The following is a 15,898-nucleotide window of genomic DNA, read 5'->3' as shown; positions in this document are numbered from 1 at the left end:
AGCGAGAGCAAAAAGGGCGTAGCGGAAGAGAAAGGGGCTAAACGTGAAGAGGTATCCGGCCCGATAGGACGGGCCGGATACCGGACTCAGCGAGTACGCAGCAGTCGGCGGGCGAGGGGAAGGGCCGCCATCAGGCGATAGGCCAGCAGAGACGATCCCAGCAGCAGCGGCACTTTGGCAATCTCCCACAGGATGGATGCGCCCTGCGGGCCGAACACGAAGAGCCAGACCACCAGCATCATGTGCAGGCAGTAGATCCCGAGCACTTTGGGGGCCTGGCGCTCAAGCCAGCAGCCCTTGCCCCACTCGGGGTTGGCCAGCAGCAGGCCAAACAGGCCGATAGCCCAGGGAAGGGAGCCGAGCAGGAAGTCGTGGCGGGTGAGCGGTACTGCGGCAAAGTGCTGCAGTGCCCAGGCTTCACAGCCATAGAGCGCCACGCCCGCCAGCAGCAGTTGCCAGCCGATGCGGGCATCGGGCTGCCACTGACGCTGGCGCAGCAGGGCACCAAGCGCCACAAACAGCAGGGAGAAGAAGGGGCCGTTACGGGTGAGCAGTGGCCACTCGGCACCCAGTAGCGGCTTGGCATAGGAGCCCCCCAGCAGCGCCAGCAGGTAAAGGCCAAGACCCAGCCAGAGGGCGAGCGATGGTCTGCCAAGCCGATAGCAGAGTGCCAGCAGGGCCACCGCCATCACCAGGGCTGGCAGAAACCAGAGGTGGATCATGCCGCCCACCAGCCAGCCATTGAGGGGGTCGCCGAGCTGGAATTGCCACTGCCCGCGCAGGGAGGCCAGATAGCCTTGCTGCACGGCATCCAGCGGATTGAACGGCACCAGCAGGTAGACCAGACTCCATACCAGCCAGAGCAGCAGCAAGGGGTGGCAGTAGCGCCAGGCAACGGTCAGCGGCGCTTCGCGGCTCAGTCTCGGCTGCAGAAAGTAACCGGCACAGAGGAAAAACAGCGGCACGGCAAAGCGGCATAACTGGTTGATGGTGCCGCTCAGCCAGAGCCAGGATCCACTTCCCCACAGGGCGGGATTGAAGGGATTGGCGAAGGGGGATACGTGAATGGTCATTACGGCCAGAATGGCCAGTACTCGCCCGCACTCGATACTGGAAATGCGCATGGTGGCTCGTCGTTACAGGGGTTGTGATGGCACGCTAAAATTCTTGCCGAAAACTTACAACCAATTGATTCTATTAGTGTGAATTACGCTGTTGAGTAGTTACGTTTTGTAACTGGATGGCGGAAGGTGTTACCTGTAACGGGAGCAAGCTCCCGTTTTTAGGGCGCGCTCATGCAGATAAAAAAAGCGAGGCTGGCGCCTCGCTTGGTTGGGGATCTCGAGCTTACTGGTGAGTCAGCATGCTGCTCTGGTTGGCTGCAAGGGTGGTTCTGCCCGAGCTCTCCAGCCAGGTTTTGATCCGCTTGGCGTCGGCGACCCGATCGTTGGTGGTCTCGGCATTGAGCAGCACCATGATCACCGGCTCACGATTGACCTTGGTGCCCAGCACCAGACAGCGGCCCGCTTCGCGGATATAGCCGGTCTTGGAGAGGGTGAACTCCCATTGCCCTTCGCGGATCAGCCGGTTGGAGTTGAGGTAGTGCAGCTGACGCTTGTTGGTGCGCACATAGCTCTGCTCGTCGGTGGAATATTGGCGGATCAGCGGATAGGAGGCCGCTGCGGCGGCGAGTTTGGCGAGATCCTGCGCGGTGGAGACATTGCGCGGGTTGAGCCCGGTACTGTCGGCGTAGCGGGTATTCCACATCCCCAGCATGCGGGCTTTGGCGTTCATCGCCTCGACGAAGGCGCGCTGGCCGCCGGGATAGTGGCGGGCCAGCGCCGAGGCGGCGCGGTTTTCAGAGGACATCAGGGCGATATGGAGCATTTCGGCGCGGCTGAGCCTGGAACCTATCGCCAGGCGGGAGCCGGTTCCCTTGATGCGGTCGATGTCGGCATTGGTCACGGTGAGCATTTCGTTGAGCCGCAGGTTGGCATCCAGCACCACCAGCGCCGTCATCAGCTTGGTGAGTGAGGCGATGGGCATTACCCGGTTGCCGTTGCGCTCGGAGATCACCTCGCCGGTTCTGTGGTTGGCTACCACGAAGGCAGCCGAGCTGAGGTTGGGCACATCCCGTCGCTCGAGAAAGCCGCTGCTGCTCTTGCTGTTGGCGGAAAAGGGGTTGGCATGGGCACTGTCCATAGTGGCCGGCAGCATTACTGCGCCAAGCAACAGGGGAAGGAGGGAACGCATCATCATGATCAGCTCTACCGGACGAAATACAGGGATATCTCGCTAAGTTATATGTCGTGAACTGGCGCTTCACAATCATTCTCACCTTGATATTGATAATTTACGGCGTTGAGCGCGCTCTGACGGCGAGGAGAGCGTAAAAGAGGTCTCCATAGAGTCCTTTCTTGCATTGAAACTATGGACTGGTCGTGATGGCGAGCGGAAGCCGGCACTAAAAAAATCGGGACCAGAACAGTCCCGATTGGCATGGAGCATTGCTTACCGTTTAGTGGGCATCTTCCTGCTTGATCTTGAAGCGCATGGCGATCACCACGAACAGCAGCGGGCCAATGATGGTCCAGACGCCGGTGGAGATATCGCCGGAGATAAAGGGGGCCACCACGGTAAAGACGTTGCCGAAGGCGACCAGGATCAGGCTGATGATGGTGGCCAGCAGTACCGAGCCTGCGCTCTTGAAGAAGATCAGATCCTTGCCCAGCGCCGGGTTGTTGCGATAGCGATACCAGGCGTAGATGAGGAACATATAGGGCAGGGTCATGCCGACGTTGGTCATGGTGATGATCAGCTCATAGAGGGCGGCGGCCCCTTCCGGGTTGATCAGGGTAAAGATGGACTTGGCGGCAATGAACAGACAGACCACCCAGGCTTGCACCTTGAGGGCTTCAATCCGCACGCCATTCTCGTTCTCGCGCTGGAAACGCTCCGGCCAGAAGTAACTCGGGGTGCCGGTGATGAACTGGCGCAGTGGCGCGTAGGAGAGGGCGATAAAGGCACCCAGATAGCTCAGAAACATGCCCAATCCGGCAAAGCGCATGAGCACCTGTCCAAGCCACTCGCCACCGAGATGGCGCCCCAGCTCCAGCATGATGATGAAGAGGGCGGAGAGAGAGGTGATCCCCTCGGCCGGGAAGTCGCTCCAGCGCATGATTGAGCCGACCGCCAGAAAGCCGATGATGTAGCAGAGTACGATGAAGGCGCCGGAGAGGAAGATGCCGCGCTTGAGGTCACGCTCGGGATCTTCCAGCTCGTCAGCCACTCCGGCCATCGCCTCGACCCCGCCGTAGGCGAAGATGGCGAACACCATAAAGCCGAGGAAGGGGATGATGTCGTTGAAAGCGGCATTGGGAGAGGCAGTCAGCGATGCCTGGGTGAAGGGCTCCTGCAGAGTCATGCCGCTCACCGCGAAGGTGAAGACGCCGCCGACCAGCAGCAACACGTTGAGCGCCACTACGGAGAGGCCGCCGATGGCCGCGACTTTGGCGAAGCGGGCGCTGCCCAGAGTGATGAGCTTGGTGACGGTGGCAACCAGCGCGATGGCGACCACACCCAGAATAAAGGGGCCAAAGTCGATGCCGGTGCCCAGGGTGACCGGGATGACGGTGATGTCGCGGCCAAACAGCATGAAGGAGAGGGGCACCCACATGGAGAGCGCCTTGCCAAACATCCAGATGACGTAAGAGGCGAACCACATGGTCAGACCGATAAAGGCGAATCGGGTCGAGACCGAGTGGCGCATCCAGGTAAAGATGCCGCCCGCCTCTTTGCGAAAGCCGGTGCCGAATTCGATCATCATCAAAATGAACGGGATGAAGAAAAACAGACCGCCGATCACGAACATCGGAATGGCGGCATATCCCATTCGGTAAAAACCGATCCCGATATTAGTGACGCCAAATACCGATGTTAATATCATCAATATAAAGGCGCCCAACTTCAGCTTTTTTGCTGACATATTAAAAACTCCCTGATGGTGCTGGATTTAAAATAATCAAAAATTAAACAGACGAAACCGGACCCATTAATAACGCGGTAGCGCCATGCCATCCTGCTGTGGCGGGCGCGATCGGGTCATCTCTGACCGGGCTGGCTTACCCGTCAGGCGGTCAATGAATGTATGGGCGGAGCGGCATGGTCTGTGCCATGCGCGGTATTGGTCAGCGTTGCCGAAAATTAACTGTGAACGATTTTATCATTAATGCTGCTGGGCAGGTAAGTTTCCCGAATGAAGCTGTGGTTGAAATAAACAGACCTGCCAGTTAATTGATACGTTGCGGATGTAAACATTTACGCCCGGGCCGACACTTATTTCCATTATTGGTATTCGGCATATTTGGCGGAGTGAATTACGCCATCCTGCCTGATAAATACGCACCAATGGCGACAGCGCTTATCCTCCCAGCCGGGTCAGCAGCACGCCGCCGGTAATAATGGCAGCCGCCGTCAGCCGCATGCGCCCGAGCGGCTCTTTCAGCAGCCAAACCGAGAGCAGCATGGCAAACAGCACACTGCTTTCACGCAGCGCTGCGACCACGCCAATGGGGGCTTGGGTCATGGCCCAGATAACAATTCCGTAGGCGAGCAGTGACATGGCACCTCCTGCTATTCCCGCCATCGCATGGCGACGGATCTGGCGCCATGCGTTGCGTTTCTGGTGGACGATCAGCACCAGCAGCATCGCCAGCCCGGTACAGGCAAAGAGCCAGAGGGTGTAGCGTACCGGTTCACCCCCTGCGCGGGCGCCGGCTCCATCCGAGAGGGTATAGGTCGCCGTGAACATGGCCGTGATCAGTGCCGCCCGAACCGCTTTGCTGTCAAGGCGCTGCTGCCCGCCTCGCCAGGCCATCAGCAAGACCCCCATGATCAGCACGCAGGCGCCGATGATGCCGCCGTAACCGGGGTAGTCCCCCAGCAGCAGGGCACTTAACGCCATGGCGAGCAGTGGGGCACTGCCACGGGCCAGCGGATAGATCTGGCCAAAATCGCCCTGATTGTAGGCATGGCTGAGAAACAGGCTGTAACCGATATGGAGCAGGACTGAGAGGCCGAGCCAGGGCAGCTCGGCAGCAGAGGGAAGCCCCATTGGCAGCAGCGCCACAGCGGCGATAAGCCCTGAGAAGATCGCCACCAGTGACACCCCCACCAACCGCTCTTCGCCAATTTTGACCAGCGCATTCCAGCTGGCGTGAAGCAGGGCTGCCAGCAGAACGGCAAAAAAGACGGTGGTGCTCATGGGGAAAGGGCTCTCGGGCGATGGGGGTCAACAGCATACCCGCCCGGAGCCTGATTGGCCGAGATCTTTATCAAGGCTTCGGCTTTTCGGGGCTCGCCTCCTGCGTGGTGGCGTTACCCAGCTGCCCCAGCACCAGTTTGGGATGGGGATCGGTCTGCAGCGGTATATCCTGCAGTGCTGTTCCCTGCTGGTGGCGGTGGATGATCCCGGCGGCCATCTTGCCCAGTGCTTCGTAGCTGCTGATGGTGCCAACGCTGCAGCCGTGCTCGACGAACAGCTCGGCACTGCAGATGGTAGGGATGGCAGCTTCGTTGAGCGCATTCAGCAAACGGGGGGCGATGGAGAGCAGATAGCTGTCTGCGGCCAGAAAGACGATGTCGTTTTTGGCATCCTGTTGCAGACGCTTCAGTTCGTTGTCCAGCCGCCGTGGGTCAGGGGCCATTCGCCAGGTGACCATCTGCCACTGGTAGCGTTTCGCTTCATTGAGCAACATATCGGCCACCAGCAGGGTGTTCTGCTCACGGGGGTTGAAGGGTAGCAGCAGCCGTTTTCCGGTGGCCAGGTGCTCGCTGGCGTTGGCCAGTTGCAGCGCCATCGGCACCATGTTGCTCACCCCAGCCACCATGCTGTTCTGGGCTTTGTCTTCCGAGAGGATGTCTGCCCCGACCGGATCGGAAACCACATTGAAAATCAGTGGCTTGCGGTTGGCCACCAGACTCTTGGTCATGGTGGTGGCGGTGGTGCCAAAAGTGTAGATGTAGTCGTATTCGGCCAGTTTCGGCAGCATCTGCTGGCGCAGCATGGTTGCCAGCGCCGTACGATCCTGATCGGCGTTATAGGTGGTGATGGTGGCCTGATAGCCAAGACGGGTCAGCTCTGCCCGAAAGCCCGCTTCGGCTGCGGTTTCACCGCGCCACAGCACCATGGCGATAGAGAGGGCGTGAGCGGGAAGAGCCAGCAGCAACAGCAGGACGAAAGGCAGCCTGACCATGATCATCTCTCCGGCGATACATCTACTGTTGAGCCTAGGCCACTTTCTCCGGTCGTGAACGACGCCCAGCAAAAAGCGCGATGGCAAGCCATCGCGCTTTGGGGATCCGCAAAACCTCGATTAGAAGTCGTAGCGGGCAGCCAGCTGGAAGTCATCCTTGACGTTGAGCTTGCCGCTCTCCTTGCTGTCCAGATTGTTGATACGGTACTCGCCAATCACCCGCAGGTTCTTGTTGAATTTGTACTGGGCACCCAGGGTGTAGTAGTCCACGTTGTCTTTCTTGATGCCAGCCTTGTCCTGCTCCTGCTTGTTCCACAGGGCCATCAGACCGAAGCCGTTCTCGAAGTTGTAGCCCAGCGCGGCTTCCCAACCGGTGTGATCAGTGCCGGTCGCAAGGAAGTCGCTGCCATCGGCATAGCTCAGGGCGGCGTAGGCGGCCTTGTTGTCGAACTTGGCGGAGATCAGCCACAGCTTGGCATCTTCTTCACCGCTCTTGTCGCGGATACCGACGTTGTAGGCGGTACCCAGTGACAGGTTGAACGGGAAGGTATAGGCCACGGCAGCACCGTAGGCGGCGTCGCTATCCTTGCTGGTGGTCTCTTCGGTGTCACCACCGTCGAACTTGTAGCTGGTGTCGAGCTGGAAGCCATTGAACAGGCCGGAGTATTTCAGCACGGAACCGGCGCGGTTGGTGGCGAAGGTGTCGGTCTTGGCGCCCAGCGCTTCGTTGCCGTAGCCGTCGGAGAGGGAAACATCAGTCCAGTCGGCTAGGAAACCCGGGGCCCCTTTTTGGCGACCGAAGGTCACGGTGCCCCAGTCAGCGCCGACACCGGCGAACGCCAGACGGGTGCGCAGGTTGTCGGAGTTCTCGCTGATGGCCTTCTCGCTGTCATTGATATACATCTGTACTTCGTACTGAGCCAGAGCCTTCAGGCCGCTCTGGATCTGGGTCTCGGCCTTGGCGCCGAAACGGACAAACTGGTTGGCACCCTGTTTGTCGCTGTATTCGCTTTTCGGTTTGCCGCTGGCATCCAGTTCCTTCTTGTCACCAAAGAAGTGGCCAGCGTAGATACGGCCATAGAGATCCAGCATGGAGGTGTCATTTTTGTACACTTCAACGGCTTGAGCCTGGAAGGCTGCGGTGAGAGCCAGTGCCACTACAGTCAGCTTTTTCATCTTAATCCCTTGTGGTGTTGCAAGCTTTTGTTTTGAAAACGGGGTCATGCTAGGCAGCGGGGATGACAGCGGGGTGACAGTTGGATGAAGAGTCGATGGCAATTGGGTTGCAATTGGATGAATTGGCTACATTCTTGCTCGCAGCGGCTACTTTTGTGCGCAAAGGTTTGCCCTTGTGGTAGAATGCCGCCCGTTTTCGAGCTCCATAGGTTGGATATGCGATGAGACGTGAACTGGCAATCGAGTTTTCCCGAGTGACGGAAGCGGCTGCACTGGCTGGCTACAAGTGGCTCGGACGTGGTGACAAGAATATCGCTGATGGGGCGGCCGTAGCGGCCATGCGCCACATTCTCAACCAGATCGAGATCGATGGTGAGATTGTGATCGGCGAAGGTGAAATTGATGAAGCGCCGATGCTCTATATCGGCGAGAAGGTTGGTACCGGACACGGCGACGCGGTGGATATCGCGGTCGATCCCATCGAGGGTACCCGCATGACTGCCATGGGTCAGGCCAACGCGCTGGCCGTGCTGGCGGTGGGCGACAAGGGTTCTTTCCTGAAAGCGCCTGATATGTACATGGAAAAGCTGATCGTCGGCCCCAAGGCCAAAGGCGCCATCGACCTGGATCAGGCTCTCGAGCTGAACCTGAAGTCCGTGGCCAAGGCGCTGGGCAAGCCGCTCTCCCGTCTGACCGTGATTACCCTGGCCAAGCCGCGTCATGACAAGGCAATCAAGGAGATGCAGGGTCTGGGCGTGCGGGTGTTCGCCATTCCTGATGGTGACGTTGCCGCCTCCATCCTCACCTGTCTGCCGGACAGCGAAGTCGACATGCTGTATGGCATCGGCGGCGCACCGGAAGGGGTGATCTCCGCGGCGGTGATCCGCGCGCTGGATGGCGACATGCAGGCCCGTCTGGTGCCGCGTCACCGCGTCAAGGGCGACAGCCCGGAAGTGCGTGCGCTGGGCGAGCAGGAAATTGCCCGCTGCGAAGCGCTGGGCATCGATGTGAACAAGGTGCTCAAGCTGGAAGACATGGCGAAGAATGACAACGTCATCTTCTCCGCTACCGGCATTACCAAGGGTGATCTGCTGGACGGCATCACCAGCGATGGCGTGATGGCGACCACCGAGACTCTGTTGATCCGTGGTAAATCCCGCACCATTCGTCGTATCAAGTCGATCCATTACCTTGAGCGCAAAGACAGCGTGGTGCGCGATATCATCCTGTGATGATGGCTCGCTGAACCGGCTGTGTTGTCTGAAGCCTGATCGCCCGTGCGGTCGGGCTTTTTCTTGTGCGCCAGCTACGTTTGTGCCGCCGCTTCGGCTATGGTGGCTCAGACCATCCCAAAGGAGTGGAGTCTATGGAGTGTCGTAGCGGCTGCGCTGCCTGTTGCATCGCCCCCAGTATCAGCAGTGCCATTCCCGGTATGCCAGATGGCAAACCGGCTGGCGTCCCCTGTATCCAGCTCGATAGCGCCCTTGGCTGCAAGATCTTCGGTCAACCGGAGCGGCCGGCGGTGTGCGGCGGTTTTCGCCCCATGATGGATGTGTGCGGCAGCCACCGTGCCGAGGCTATCTGGCTGATCGGCGAGCTGGAGCGGCTCACCACCTGACGAGGGCAGGGCGAAGAGATAAAAAAAGAGGCCGCATCATGCGGCCTCTCGCGTTTCTGTTTGCCGGGGATCAGACTCCCGCCAGTTCCAGTGCCTGACGATAGTACTCGTTGGCCTTGTTGGTGAGGCGGCGTTTGTCCATCAGCTGGCCGAGAGCGTGATAGGCGGCGGCGCTCGGCGCCCGCTCCACCTCCTGCTCCAGCAGCTTCTGGGCATCGTCCAGCTGACCGGCCAGCAGATAGAGCTGGGCCAGTGCGGTGTCCACCTCCGGTTGCCCCTGCTGTTTTTGCAGCAGCGTCAGCAGCGGCTGGTAGCTGTCGAGTTTCAGCTTGGGCAGGCGAGCCAGCAACTGCGGCATCGGCTGTTTGCGCAGCGCTTCCTGCCACAGGGTGGCGGCCTCGCCGTCGGCACCCAGCTGGCGCAGCAGATCGCCGTAGCAGGCCAGTAGTTCTGGCTCAAGGCGCAGCTTGCGCGGCAGATCCTGCCATACCGCCTTGAGGGTCTCGAGGCTGCTGGCAGCCTGTTGCAGACGACCACACCAGGCCTGTTGCAGCAGATCTTCTTCCTGTTTCGGGGTCAGCTTGCCCACCTTGTGCAGGCTGGGGATAAGGTCGCACAGAGCGCTCCAGTCCTGACGGGCCAGATGCACCTGGCGCAGCTGATCCAGCACCATGGGGTGGCGCGGGTTGAGGGCGTAGACCGACTCCAGCATCGCCAGCGCGGTATCGTACTGGCCCTGCTCGATCTGCAACTGGGTCTGGGTCAGGGTGAGCGCCAGCTCGGCCTTGGGATTCTCCTCCTGCGCTTTTTGCAGGTATTGATCCCGGCGCGCATCGTCACCACGGGCCTGTGCCGCCTTGGCGGCGCTCAGGTAGTTGAGCAGCGGGGTGTCGCTGTTGCTGGCCCCCTTGATCATCAGCTTTTCAGCCTGACTGTAGTGCCCTTCGGCCATTGCCAGGGTGGCGGCGACGGTCTGTTGATTGGCCTTGCGGCGGCGGCGCGAGCCGTACCAGCCGAGGGTCTTGCGGCGCAGGCCGAATACCCGACCCAGCAGCCACTCGACGATCAGCAGGGCGCCGTAGAACAGCACGGCCAGGATCACCGCGCTGGTGACGGAGGATTCGATGGTGTAATTGCCAAGAGCAATCAGCACATAGCCCTTGTTACCGGAGGCTTGCGGGCCAAAGATCAGCCCTGCGACCATCACGGCAACCAGAATGATTATACGGATCATGGTGCCCTCCTCAGCTGCTGGCCAGAATGCGTTGCAGGCGTTCGGTCAGCACCTGCTCCAGCATGGCCTGGGTCTTGAACTGGGCCGGATAGTCGATCTGGATCTGCTCACCCTTGAGCTTGTCGATCTCGCCCTGCATGTAGCGGGTGGCGCTGTTGTCGGTATCGAAATACTGGGTCAGCCAGCGCTGGGCCTTGTCCAGGCTGTCTTCGTAGAGCGCCTGCTGCTCGCGATAGACGGAGAGCTGGGCCTGCAACAGCTTGGTTTTGAGGTTTTCACGCAGGAAGATCTCCTGCTGCGGCGAGAGCAGCGCCTCGACCGCGCCATCGCGGCGACGGATGGTGACGAAGTTCTCGGTGAACTTGACCCAGTTCTTCTTCAGGTTGCTCTCCCACTCGTCGGGATTGGTGCTGACCGCCTGATCCGGCTCGGCTTTGGCTTCCGGCATGCTGACGGTGGAGAGGGGCAGCAGCTCGATCTGGTCGGACAGTGCAGCCAGCTTGAGGGTCAGTCCCTCGCGGTCGATGCGCGGCATCCCCTTGAGCTTGGCGATATCCTCGGCCAGCGCCTTGCGGATCGGCATCAGGCTGGGGTCGTTGAGGGCTGCGATACGCTCGTCGGCATTGCCGAGCAGGGTGATGGCGGAGACGAGGTCATGCTCCAGCCACAGCTTGCGGCCCGCCATCCGTACCAGATACTCGGATTCGGCCAGCATCCAGTCGTTGGGGCGTTTGTCGTTGAGATCCAGTACCCGGTTCTGCAGACCCTGCATCTCCCCCTGCAAGCGCTGCTGGGTTTGATCCAGCGCGGCCAGCTGCTCGGCATCCTTGCTGCTGGTCTGGTCGATCTTGCTCAGGGCGCTGGCCAGCTGCTGCTTGAGCTGGGCCAGTTCAGCCTGCTGGGCCACGGCATTCTTGTGACCGTGCAGATAGAGACCGCCGGTCAGGCCAAGGGCCAGCAGGATGGCGACCCCTCCCAGTACGGCACCGGAGCGGCTCTTGCTGCCATTGACCACAGCGGTCGGCTGGGGTTTGACCTGGGATTCTTGTTGTTCTGTCATTCCATCTTCCTCAGTTCCAGTGCGGCCGTCAGGGCCTGGTTGGATGCACCTTGGGCAATCGTGATATGGATAAAGCCCGCAGCACTGGCCATCTCGGCCACGCGCGGGCTGGGGACCACCAGCAGGCGGTCAAAAAGCCAGGGCCGCTGGTGGTCGGGAACCAGTTCCAGCAGCCGTTGCAGCAGTTCACCACTGGTAATGAGCAGGCTGTCCAGCCCCGCTGCCTGCCAGTGGTGGGTCAATGTGTCCCCGTCCAGCTCGGGGTAGTGGCGCTCATAGGCCGCACAATAGTGCATCAGAGCACCGCGTGAGGCCAGCGTGCTGGCGATGAGATCCCGCCCGCCATTGCCCCGCAGGATCAGTACCCGTTTGCCTGCTATCTGCTGCAGGGCGGGCAGGGCCAGCAGCCCTTCGCTGCGCGGGTCATCCGGGCAACTTGCCGTGATGCCGATGGCTGCAAACGCATCTGCGCTGGCCTGACCCACCGCAAAGTACTCAATATGTGGCCAGGTCTGACCAGTTTGCAACAGAAAATCGTGTGCAAAATGAACGGCATGGATGCTGACGGCGATAACCGCGTCAGCACTGCGCAACAGGTCGGGCAGGAGAGGGAGTTCACTGCCCGCCACGGTTTCCAGCAGCGGGCAGCAGAGTGGTGCATGACCGTGCTGGCGCAGCAACTGCACCAGCTCGGCGGCCTGGGCGGCCGGACGCACCACCAGCGGGGTCATGCGCGGTAGACCTCGGCCAGGATCTCGTCGGCACCGGCGGCCAGCAGGCGCTGGGCCAGTTGCTCGCCGAGGGCCTCACCATCGGCCAGCGAGCCGCGGATCTCGTCACGGATTACCCGGCTGCCATCCGGGCTGCCCACCAGACCGCGCAGCCAGATCTGCTCGCTTTCGACCAGTGCGTAGGCACCGATAGGCACCTGACATCCCCCTTGCAGAGCGCGGTTCATGGCGCGCTCGGTCAGCACCCGGGCGCGGGTCTCGGCGTGCTCCAGCGGCGCCAGCAGAGCGTGCAGCTCAACGTCGTCGAGGCGGCATTCGATGCCGACAGCCCCCTGACCGTTGGCGGGCAGACTCTGCTCCGGCTCGATAAAGGCGGTGATGCGGTGCGCCATCTCCAGTCGTTTCAGACCGGCGGCGGCGAGGATGATGGCGTCGTACTCACCGGCATCCAGCTTGGCGAGGCGGGTGTTGACGTTGCCACGCAGGTCGCGGATCACCAGATCCGGGCGGGCGGCGCGCAGCTGGCACTGGCGGCGCAGGCTGGAGGTGCCGACCACGGCCCCTTGCGGCAGTTCGGCAATGGCCTTGAAACGATTGGAGACGAAGGCGTCGCGGGGATCTTCCCGCTCGCAGATGGTGTGCAGGCCGAGCCCCTCGGGGAACTCCACCGGCACATCTTTCATGGAGTGAACGGCGATATCGGCCCGTCCTTCCAGCATGGCGGTCTCCAGCTCCTTGACGAACAATCCCTTGCCGCCCACTTTGGCCAGCGGGGTATCGAGGATCTTGTCACCCTGAGTGCTCATGGGCACCAGTTCGACCTGCAACTGCGGGTGCAGGGCTTCGAGCCGGTCTTTGACAAAGTTGGCCTGCCACAGGGCCAGCGGGCTCTTGCGAGTGGCAATTTTCAGGGTTCGGGCTGCCATATCAATCAGTTGTTTCATTTTTAGAAGGAAATCGATATTACCACCCTTTGCCCGGGCTTTCATGGCGGAGCCGGCAAAAGCGGGGCCAAGCTCAAAAATGCATGCTGAAAATGATTTTCATTAAGCAAGTAGTGTTGATTAATTCATTGAATGTATTGGAATTTAATGATTTCCCCTGATACTTGATGTGGTCATACCAGAAATAATCTGGCGTTTAGCTGAAGGCTTGTTTACCACCGCTGTTTGCATTGTTAACATGATCACACTTTTTTGACGTATCCCCCTTTTGGTGCGTCATTTTCACTTAGGTGATAGGCAGGGCATTGCAGGAACACATCGATACGCTGGTTGCGCGTTATGACGACATTACCCGTCTCAAGACGCAACGGGCGTTAGGCCTCATGAGTCGCTATGGGCAGCAGGTATTCCAACTGCTGCCTGTCATGCTGCACTTCAATCATCCCCTGCTGCCCGGTTATGTCTCCGGTGATGTCCCTCATGGCATCTGGAGCTTCAGCGCCACCGCCGAGCAGCAAGCCTTTATCGATGACCTCTGTCGCAACGCCAACTGCCAGAGTGGTCTTGCCACCCATGATCGAGCCATTCAGGGGCTCTACTCCATGGGCAGCACCTCCTCCATCGGCCAGTGCTGTCACTCCGATCTTGATATCTGGGTCTGCCACGTGGCCGGTTTGTCGCAGGAGCGGCTCGATCTGCTGGAGCTGAAATGCCAACAACTCTCCAAGTGGGCCGAACAGCGCGGGGTCGATCTCAACTTCTTCCTGATCCCGGAAGACAAGTTCCGCCAGACCAACGATGCCCAGATGCAGGGGGAGAGCTGCGGCAGTGCCCAGCACCTGCTGTTGCTCGACGAGTTCTACCGCAGTGCCATGCGTATCGCAGGCAAACGCTTGATCTGGTATCTGGTGCCCACCGAGTGTGATGATCACTACGATGAGTATGTGAACGAGCTGTTCGAGAGCGGCAAGCTCAAGCAGGACGACTGGCTCGATCTAGGCAGTTTTGACCGTATTCCGGCCGAAGAGTATTTCGGCTCCGCCCTGTGGCAGCTCTACAAGGGGATCGACTCCCCCTACAAGGCGGTGCTCAAGTCGGTGCTGATGGAAGCCTACTCGCACGAGTATCCCAATACCCGCCTGCTGTCGATGATTGGTCGCGACTGGTTCCAGCACAACGAGGGGATGCACTACCGGCTCGACAACTACTGTCTGATGCTGGACAAGGTGACCAACTACCTCAAGTCCATCGGCGACATGGCGCGGCTCGATCTGGTACGCCGCTGCTTCTACCTCAAGGTGTGCGACGGTCTCAGTCATCCCAAGGATGATCACTCCCCCGAGTGGCGCCGCGAGCAGATGAGCCAGCTGGTCTCCTACTGGGGCTGGAGTCAGGACAAACTCTATCAACTCGATCATCGCCACGAGTGGAAGATCGAAGAGGTGAAGATCGCTCACGCCGAGCTGCTGGAAGCCCTGATGCAGAGCTACCGCAACCTGATCCAGTTCGCCCGCCGCAACAACATCAGCGAGTCGATCAACCCGGAAGATATCGGCATTCTGTCGCGCAAACTCTACGCCGCGTTCGAGAGCCTGCCGGGCAAGGTGCAGCGCATCAACCTCAAGATTGCGCCGGATCTCAGCGAGCCGGACCTCAGCTTCGTGCAGGTGCCGCACGGTCGCCTAAATCGCGCCGGCTGGTATCTCTACAAACATTCGCTGGAGCCGGTGGACATCATTGGCCGCGCGCCGCTGGAGTTCAACGGTTACATCAGCAAGCTGGTCTCCTGGGCCTACTTCAACGATCTGTTGACGCCCCAGTCGCGGGTGCACCTGTTCAATCAGGGTTCGGATCTGCACATCGACAATCTGCACCAGTTCTGCCGCGATCTCTCCGGCTGCTTCCCCGAGAAGTACCCGCTGGCCACCAACCTGGCGCTCAGCCGGCCGTGCGAGATCCGCCAGCTCTCCATCTTCCTCAATCTGGAGATGGACCCGACCAGCCACTGGGTCGGTCAGGTGATCGAATTTGACGCCAATACCGTGGATGTCTTCTCGTTCGGCCGCAATCAGGAGTGTCTGGTGGGCTCGGTGGATCTGGTCTACCGCAACTCCTGGAGCGAGATCCGTACCCTGCACTTCCAGGGGGATGAAGCCGTGGTCGATGCCCTCACCACTATCCTCGGCAAGATGCATCAGGATGCCGCCGCCCCCGAGATGATCGAGGTGTTCTGCTACAGCCAGCACTTCCGTTCTCTGGTGCGCTCCCGCTTCCAGACCCTGGTGGCGGAGTGTATCGACCTGCGGCTGGCCCGCGACAAACAGCAGCTGGTCAAGACCATGGCCCTTGGCCGCGAGAAGTACGGCATCTTCTTCGAGCGGCGCGGGGTGTCGGTGAAGAAGCTGGAAAACGCCATCGATTTTTACCGCCACATCTCCCACAACAAGCTGGATCACCTGCCGCTGCGGCTCGACAAGACCCACAGCCAGCATCTGCCGAGCATCGTCGATGCCTACGCCAGCGAAGGATTGGTGCAGTTCTTCTTCGATACCCGTGATGCGGGCACCAACATCTATATCCTCGATGAGGCAAACCGGGTGGAGATCTACCAGCACTTCGCCGGCAACAAGGATGAGCTGGTGGCGGGGGTCAACCGCTTCTATACCTCCAATCACGAGCGGTTCAGCGATGACGGCCAGTTCATCAACTTCAACCTGCCCCAGTACTACGAGATAGTACAAGTGAATGGCGAGCTGGATGTGATCCCCTATCGCAGTCAGGGCACTCTGCGAGAACAGGTGCCGCCCGCTCGAGAAGTGGGCTGACCCGTCAGTTGGAATCGCCATAAAAAACGGCCTGCAGATGCAGGCCGTTTGCTTTA

At 60.1% G+C, this 15,898-nt stretch carries 13 protein-coding genes; 3 read left to right on the top strand and 10 right to left on the bottom strand.

Annotated elements, in window-relative coordinates; translation table 11 throughout:
• Nucleotides 1–86: 86 nt before the first annotated feature.
• The 6 genes from VF684_RS05230 to VF684_RS05205 form a co-directional block, all read right to left on the bottom strand.
• A complete protein-coding gene (locus VF684_RS05230) occupies nt 87–1,124 on the bottom strand; it encodes an acyltransferase (protein ID WP_139731418.1) in 1,038 nt (345 codons plus the stop codon).
• A gap of 223 nt (nt 1,125–1,347) precedes the next feature.
• Nucleotides 1,348–2,259: a D-alanyl-D-alanine endopeptidase gene (gene pbpG, locus VF684_RS05225; protein ID WP_139428262.1), complete on the bottom strand. Its 912-nt coding sequence runs from the start codon at nt 2,257–2,259 to the stop codon at nt 1,348–1,350.
• A 259-nt stretch (nt 2,260–2,518) separates the two neighbouring features.
• Nucleotides 2,519–3,985 carry a glutamate/gamma-aminobutyrate family transporter YjeM gene (gene yjeM, locus VF684_RS05220; protein WP_064341782.1) on the bottom strand — a complete coding sequence of 489 codons (1,467 nt, stop codon included), beginning with the start codon at nt 3,983–3,985 and terminating at the stop codon, nt 2,519–2,521.
• 435 nt (nt 3,986–4,420) lie between these two features.
• The gene (locus VF684_RS05215) at nt 4,421–5,263 is read right to left on the bottom strand and encodes a DMT family transporter (RefSeq protein WP_201998022.1); all 843 of its coding nucleotides are present in this window, start codon (nt 5,261–5,263) and stop codon (nt 4,421–4,423) included.
• A 70-nt stretch (nt 5,264–5,333) separates the two neighbouring features.
• Nucleotides 5,334–6,254, bottom strand: a complete 921-nt coding sequence (locus VF684_RS05210) for an ABC transporter substrate-binding protein (RefSeq protein ID WP_128834413.1) — start codon at nt 6,252–6,254, stop codon at nt 5,334–5,336.
• Nucleotides 6,255–6,374: 120 nt separating this feature from the next.
• Nucleotides 6,375–7,430: a porin gene (locus VF684_RS05205; RefSeq protein WP_440173869.1), complete on the bottom strand. Its 1,056-nt coding sequence runs from the start codon at nt 7,428–7,430 to the stop codon at nt 6,375–6,377.
• A gap of 221 nt (nt 7,431–7,651) precedes the next feature.
• Here VF684_RS05205 and glpX point away from each other — a divergent pair, with 221 nt between their 5' ends.
• Together glpX and VF684_RS05195 are read left to right on the top strand one after the other, a co-directional pair.
• Nucleotides 7,652–8,662, top strand: coding sequence for a class II fructose-bisphosphatase (glpX, locus tag VF684_RS05200; protein WP_005336386.1), 1,011 nt, complete (start codon nt 7,652–7,654; stop codon nt 8,660–8,662).
• A gap of 134 nt (nt 8,663–8,796) precedes the next feature.
• The gene (locus VF684_RS05195; RefSeq protein ID WP_005336384.1) at nt 8,797–9,048 is read left to right on the top strand and encodes a YkgJ family cysteine cluster protein; all 252 of its coding nucleotides are present in this window, start codon (nt 8,797–8,799) and stop codon (nt 9,046–9,048) included.
• A 70-nt stretch (nt 9,049–9,118) separates the two neighbouring features.
• Here VF684_RS05195 and VF684_RS05190 read toward each other — a convergent pair whose 3' ends face one another.
• The 4 genes from VF684_RS05190 to hemC are packed head-to-tail and all read right to left on the bottom strand — an operon-like array spanning nt 9,119 to nt 12,999.
• Nucleotides 9,119–10,282 (bottom strand): heme biosynthesis HemY N-terminal domain-containing protein, encoded by a 1,164-nt coding sequence (locus tag VF684_RS05190; protein WP_113740243.1) that lies wholly within the window; start codon nt 10,280–10,282, stop codon nt 9,119–9,121.
• Nucleotides 10,283–10,292: 10 nt separating this feature from the next.
• Nucleotides 10,293–11,342, bottom strand: coding sequence for a uroporphyrinogen-III C-methyltransferase (locus VF684_RS05185; protein WP_076495577.1), 1,050 nt, complete (start codon nt 11,340–11,342; stop codon nt 10,293–10,295).
• Entirely contained in the window at nt 11,339–12,073 is a 735-nt protein-coding gene (locus tag VF684_RS05180; RefSeq protein ID WP_440173867.1) for a uroporphyrinogen-III synthase, read from the bottom strand. Before VF684_RS05180 ends, VF684_RS05185 begins: the two co-directional genes overlap by 4 nt.
• Nucleotides 12,070–12,999: a hydroxymethylbilane synthase gene (hemC, locus tag VF684_RS05175; protein ID WP_139440358.1), complete on the bottom strand. Its 930-nt coding sequence runs from the start codon at nt 12,997–12,999 to the stop codon at nt 12,070–12,072. The genes VF684_RS05180 and hemC overlap by 4 nt, the downstream gene beginning before the upstream one ends.
• Before the next feature lie 323 nt (nt 13,000–13,322).
• Here hemC and VF684_RS05170 point away from each other — a divergent pair, with 323 nt between their 5' ends.
• Complete coding sequence (locus VF684_RS05170) at nt 13,323–15,842, top strand: class I adenylate cyclase (protein WP_021231823.1); 2,520 nt, start codon at nt 13,323–13,325, stop codon at nt 15,840–15,842.
• Nucleotides 15,843–15,898: the final 56 nt, after the last annotated feature.

Origin of the sequence: Aeromonas sp. Lyrl_2, from assembly GCF_051948815.1 — a bacterium.
Lineage (GTDB): Bacteria > Pseudomonadota > Gammaproteobacteria > Enterobacterales > Aeromonadaceae > Aeromonas > Aeromonas veronii.
Note: the sequence above shows the minus strand (reverse complement) of the source record. Positions and strands in the feature narration are given on the sequence as shown.

What these genes read in the sequence shown, in the direction of transcription:
- VF684_RS05230 (WP_139731418.1), bottom strand. Translation starts at nt 1,124, where the DNA reads ATGCGCATTTCCAGTATCGAGTGCGGGCGAGTACTGGCCATTCTGGCC.
- pbpG (WP_139428262.1), bottom strand. Translation starts at nt 2,259, where the DNA reads ATGATGATGCGTTCCCTCCTTCCCCTGTTGCTTGGCGCAGTAATGCTG.
- yjeM (WP_064341782.1), bottom strand. Translation starts at nt 3,985, where the DNA reads ATGTCAGCAAAAAAGCTGAAGTTGGGCGCCTTTATATTGATGATATTA.
- VF684_RS05215 (WP_201998022.1), bottom strand. Translation starts at nt 5,263, where the DNA reads ATGAGCACCACCGTCTTTTTTGCCGTTCTGCTGGCAGCCCTGCTTCAC.
- VF684_RS05210 (WP_128834413.1), bottom strand. Translation starts at nt 6,254, where the DNA reads ATGGTCAGGCTGCCTTTCGTCCTGCTGTTGCTGCTGGCTCTTCCCGCT.
- VF684_RS05205 (WP_440173869.1), bottom strand. Translation starts at nt 7,430, where the DNA reads ATGAAAAAGCTGACTGTAGTGGCACTGGCTCTCACCGCAGCCTTCCAG.
- glpX (WP_005336386.1), top strand. Translation starts at nt 7,652, where the DNA reads ATGAGACGTGAACTGGCAATCGAGTTTTCCCGAGTGACGGAAGCGGCT.
- VF684_RS05195 (WP_005336384.1), top strand. Translation starts at nt 8,797, where the DNA reads ATGGAGTGTCGTAGCGGCTGCGCTGCCTGTTGCATCGCCCCCAGTATC.
- VF684_RS05190 (WP_113740243.1), bottom strand. Translation starts at nt 10,282, where the DNA reads ATGATCCGTATAATCATTCTGGTTGCCGTGATGGTCGCAGGGCTGATC.
- VF684_RS05185 (WP_076495577.1), bottom strand. Translation starts at nt 11,342, where the DNA reads ATGACAGAACAACAAGAATCCCAGGTCAAACCCCAGCCGACCGCTGTG.
- VF684_RS05180 (WP_440173867.1), bottom strand. Translation starts at nt 12,073, where the DNA reads ATGACCCCGCTGGTGGTGCGTCCGGCCGCCCAGGCCGCCGAGCTGGTG.
- hemC (WP_139440358.1), bottom strand. Translation starts at nt 12,999, where the DNA reads ATGGCAGCCCGAACCCTGAAAATTGCCACTCGCAAGAGCCCGCTGGCC.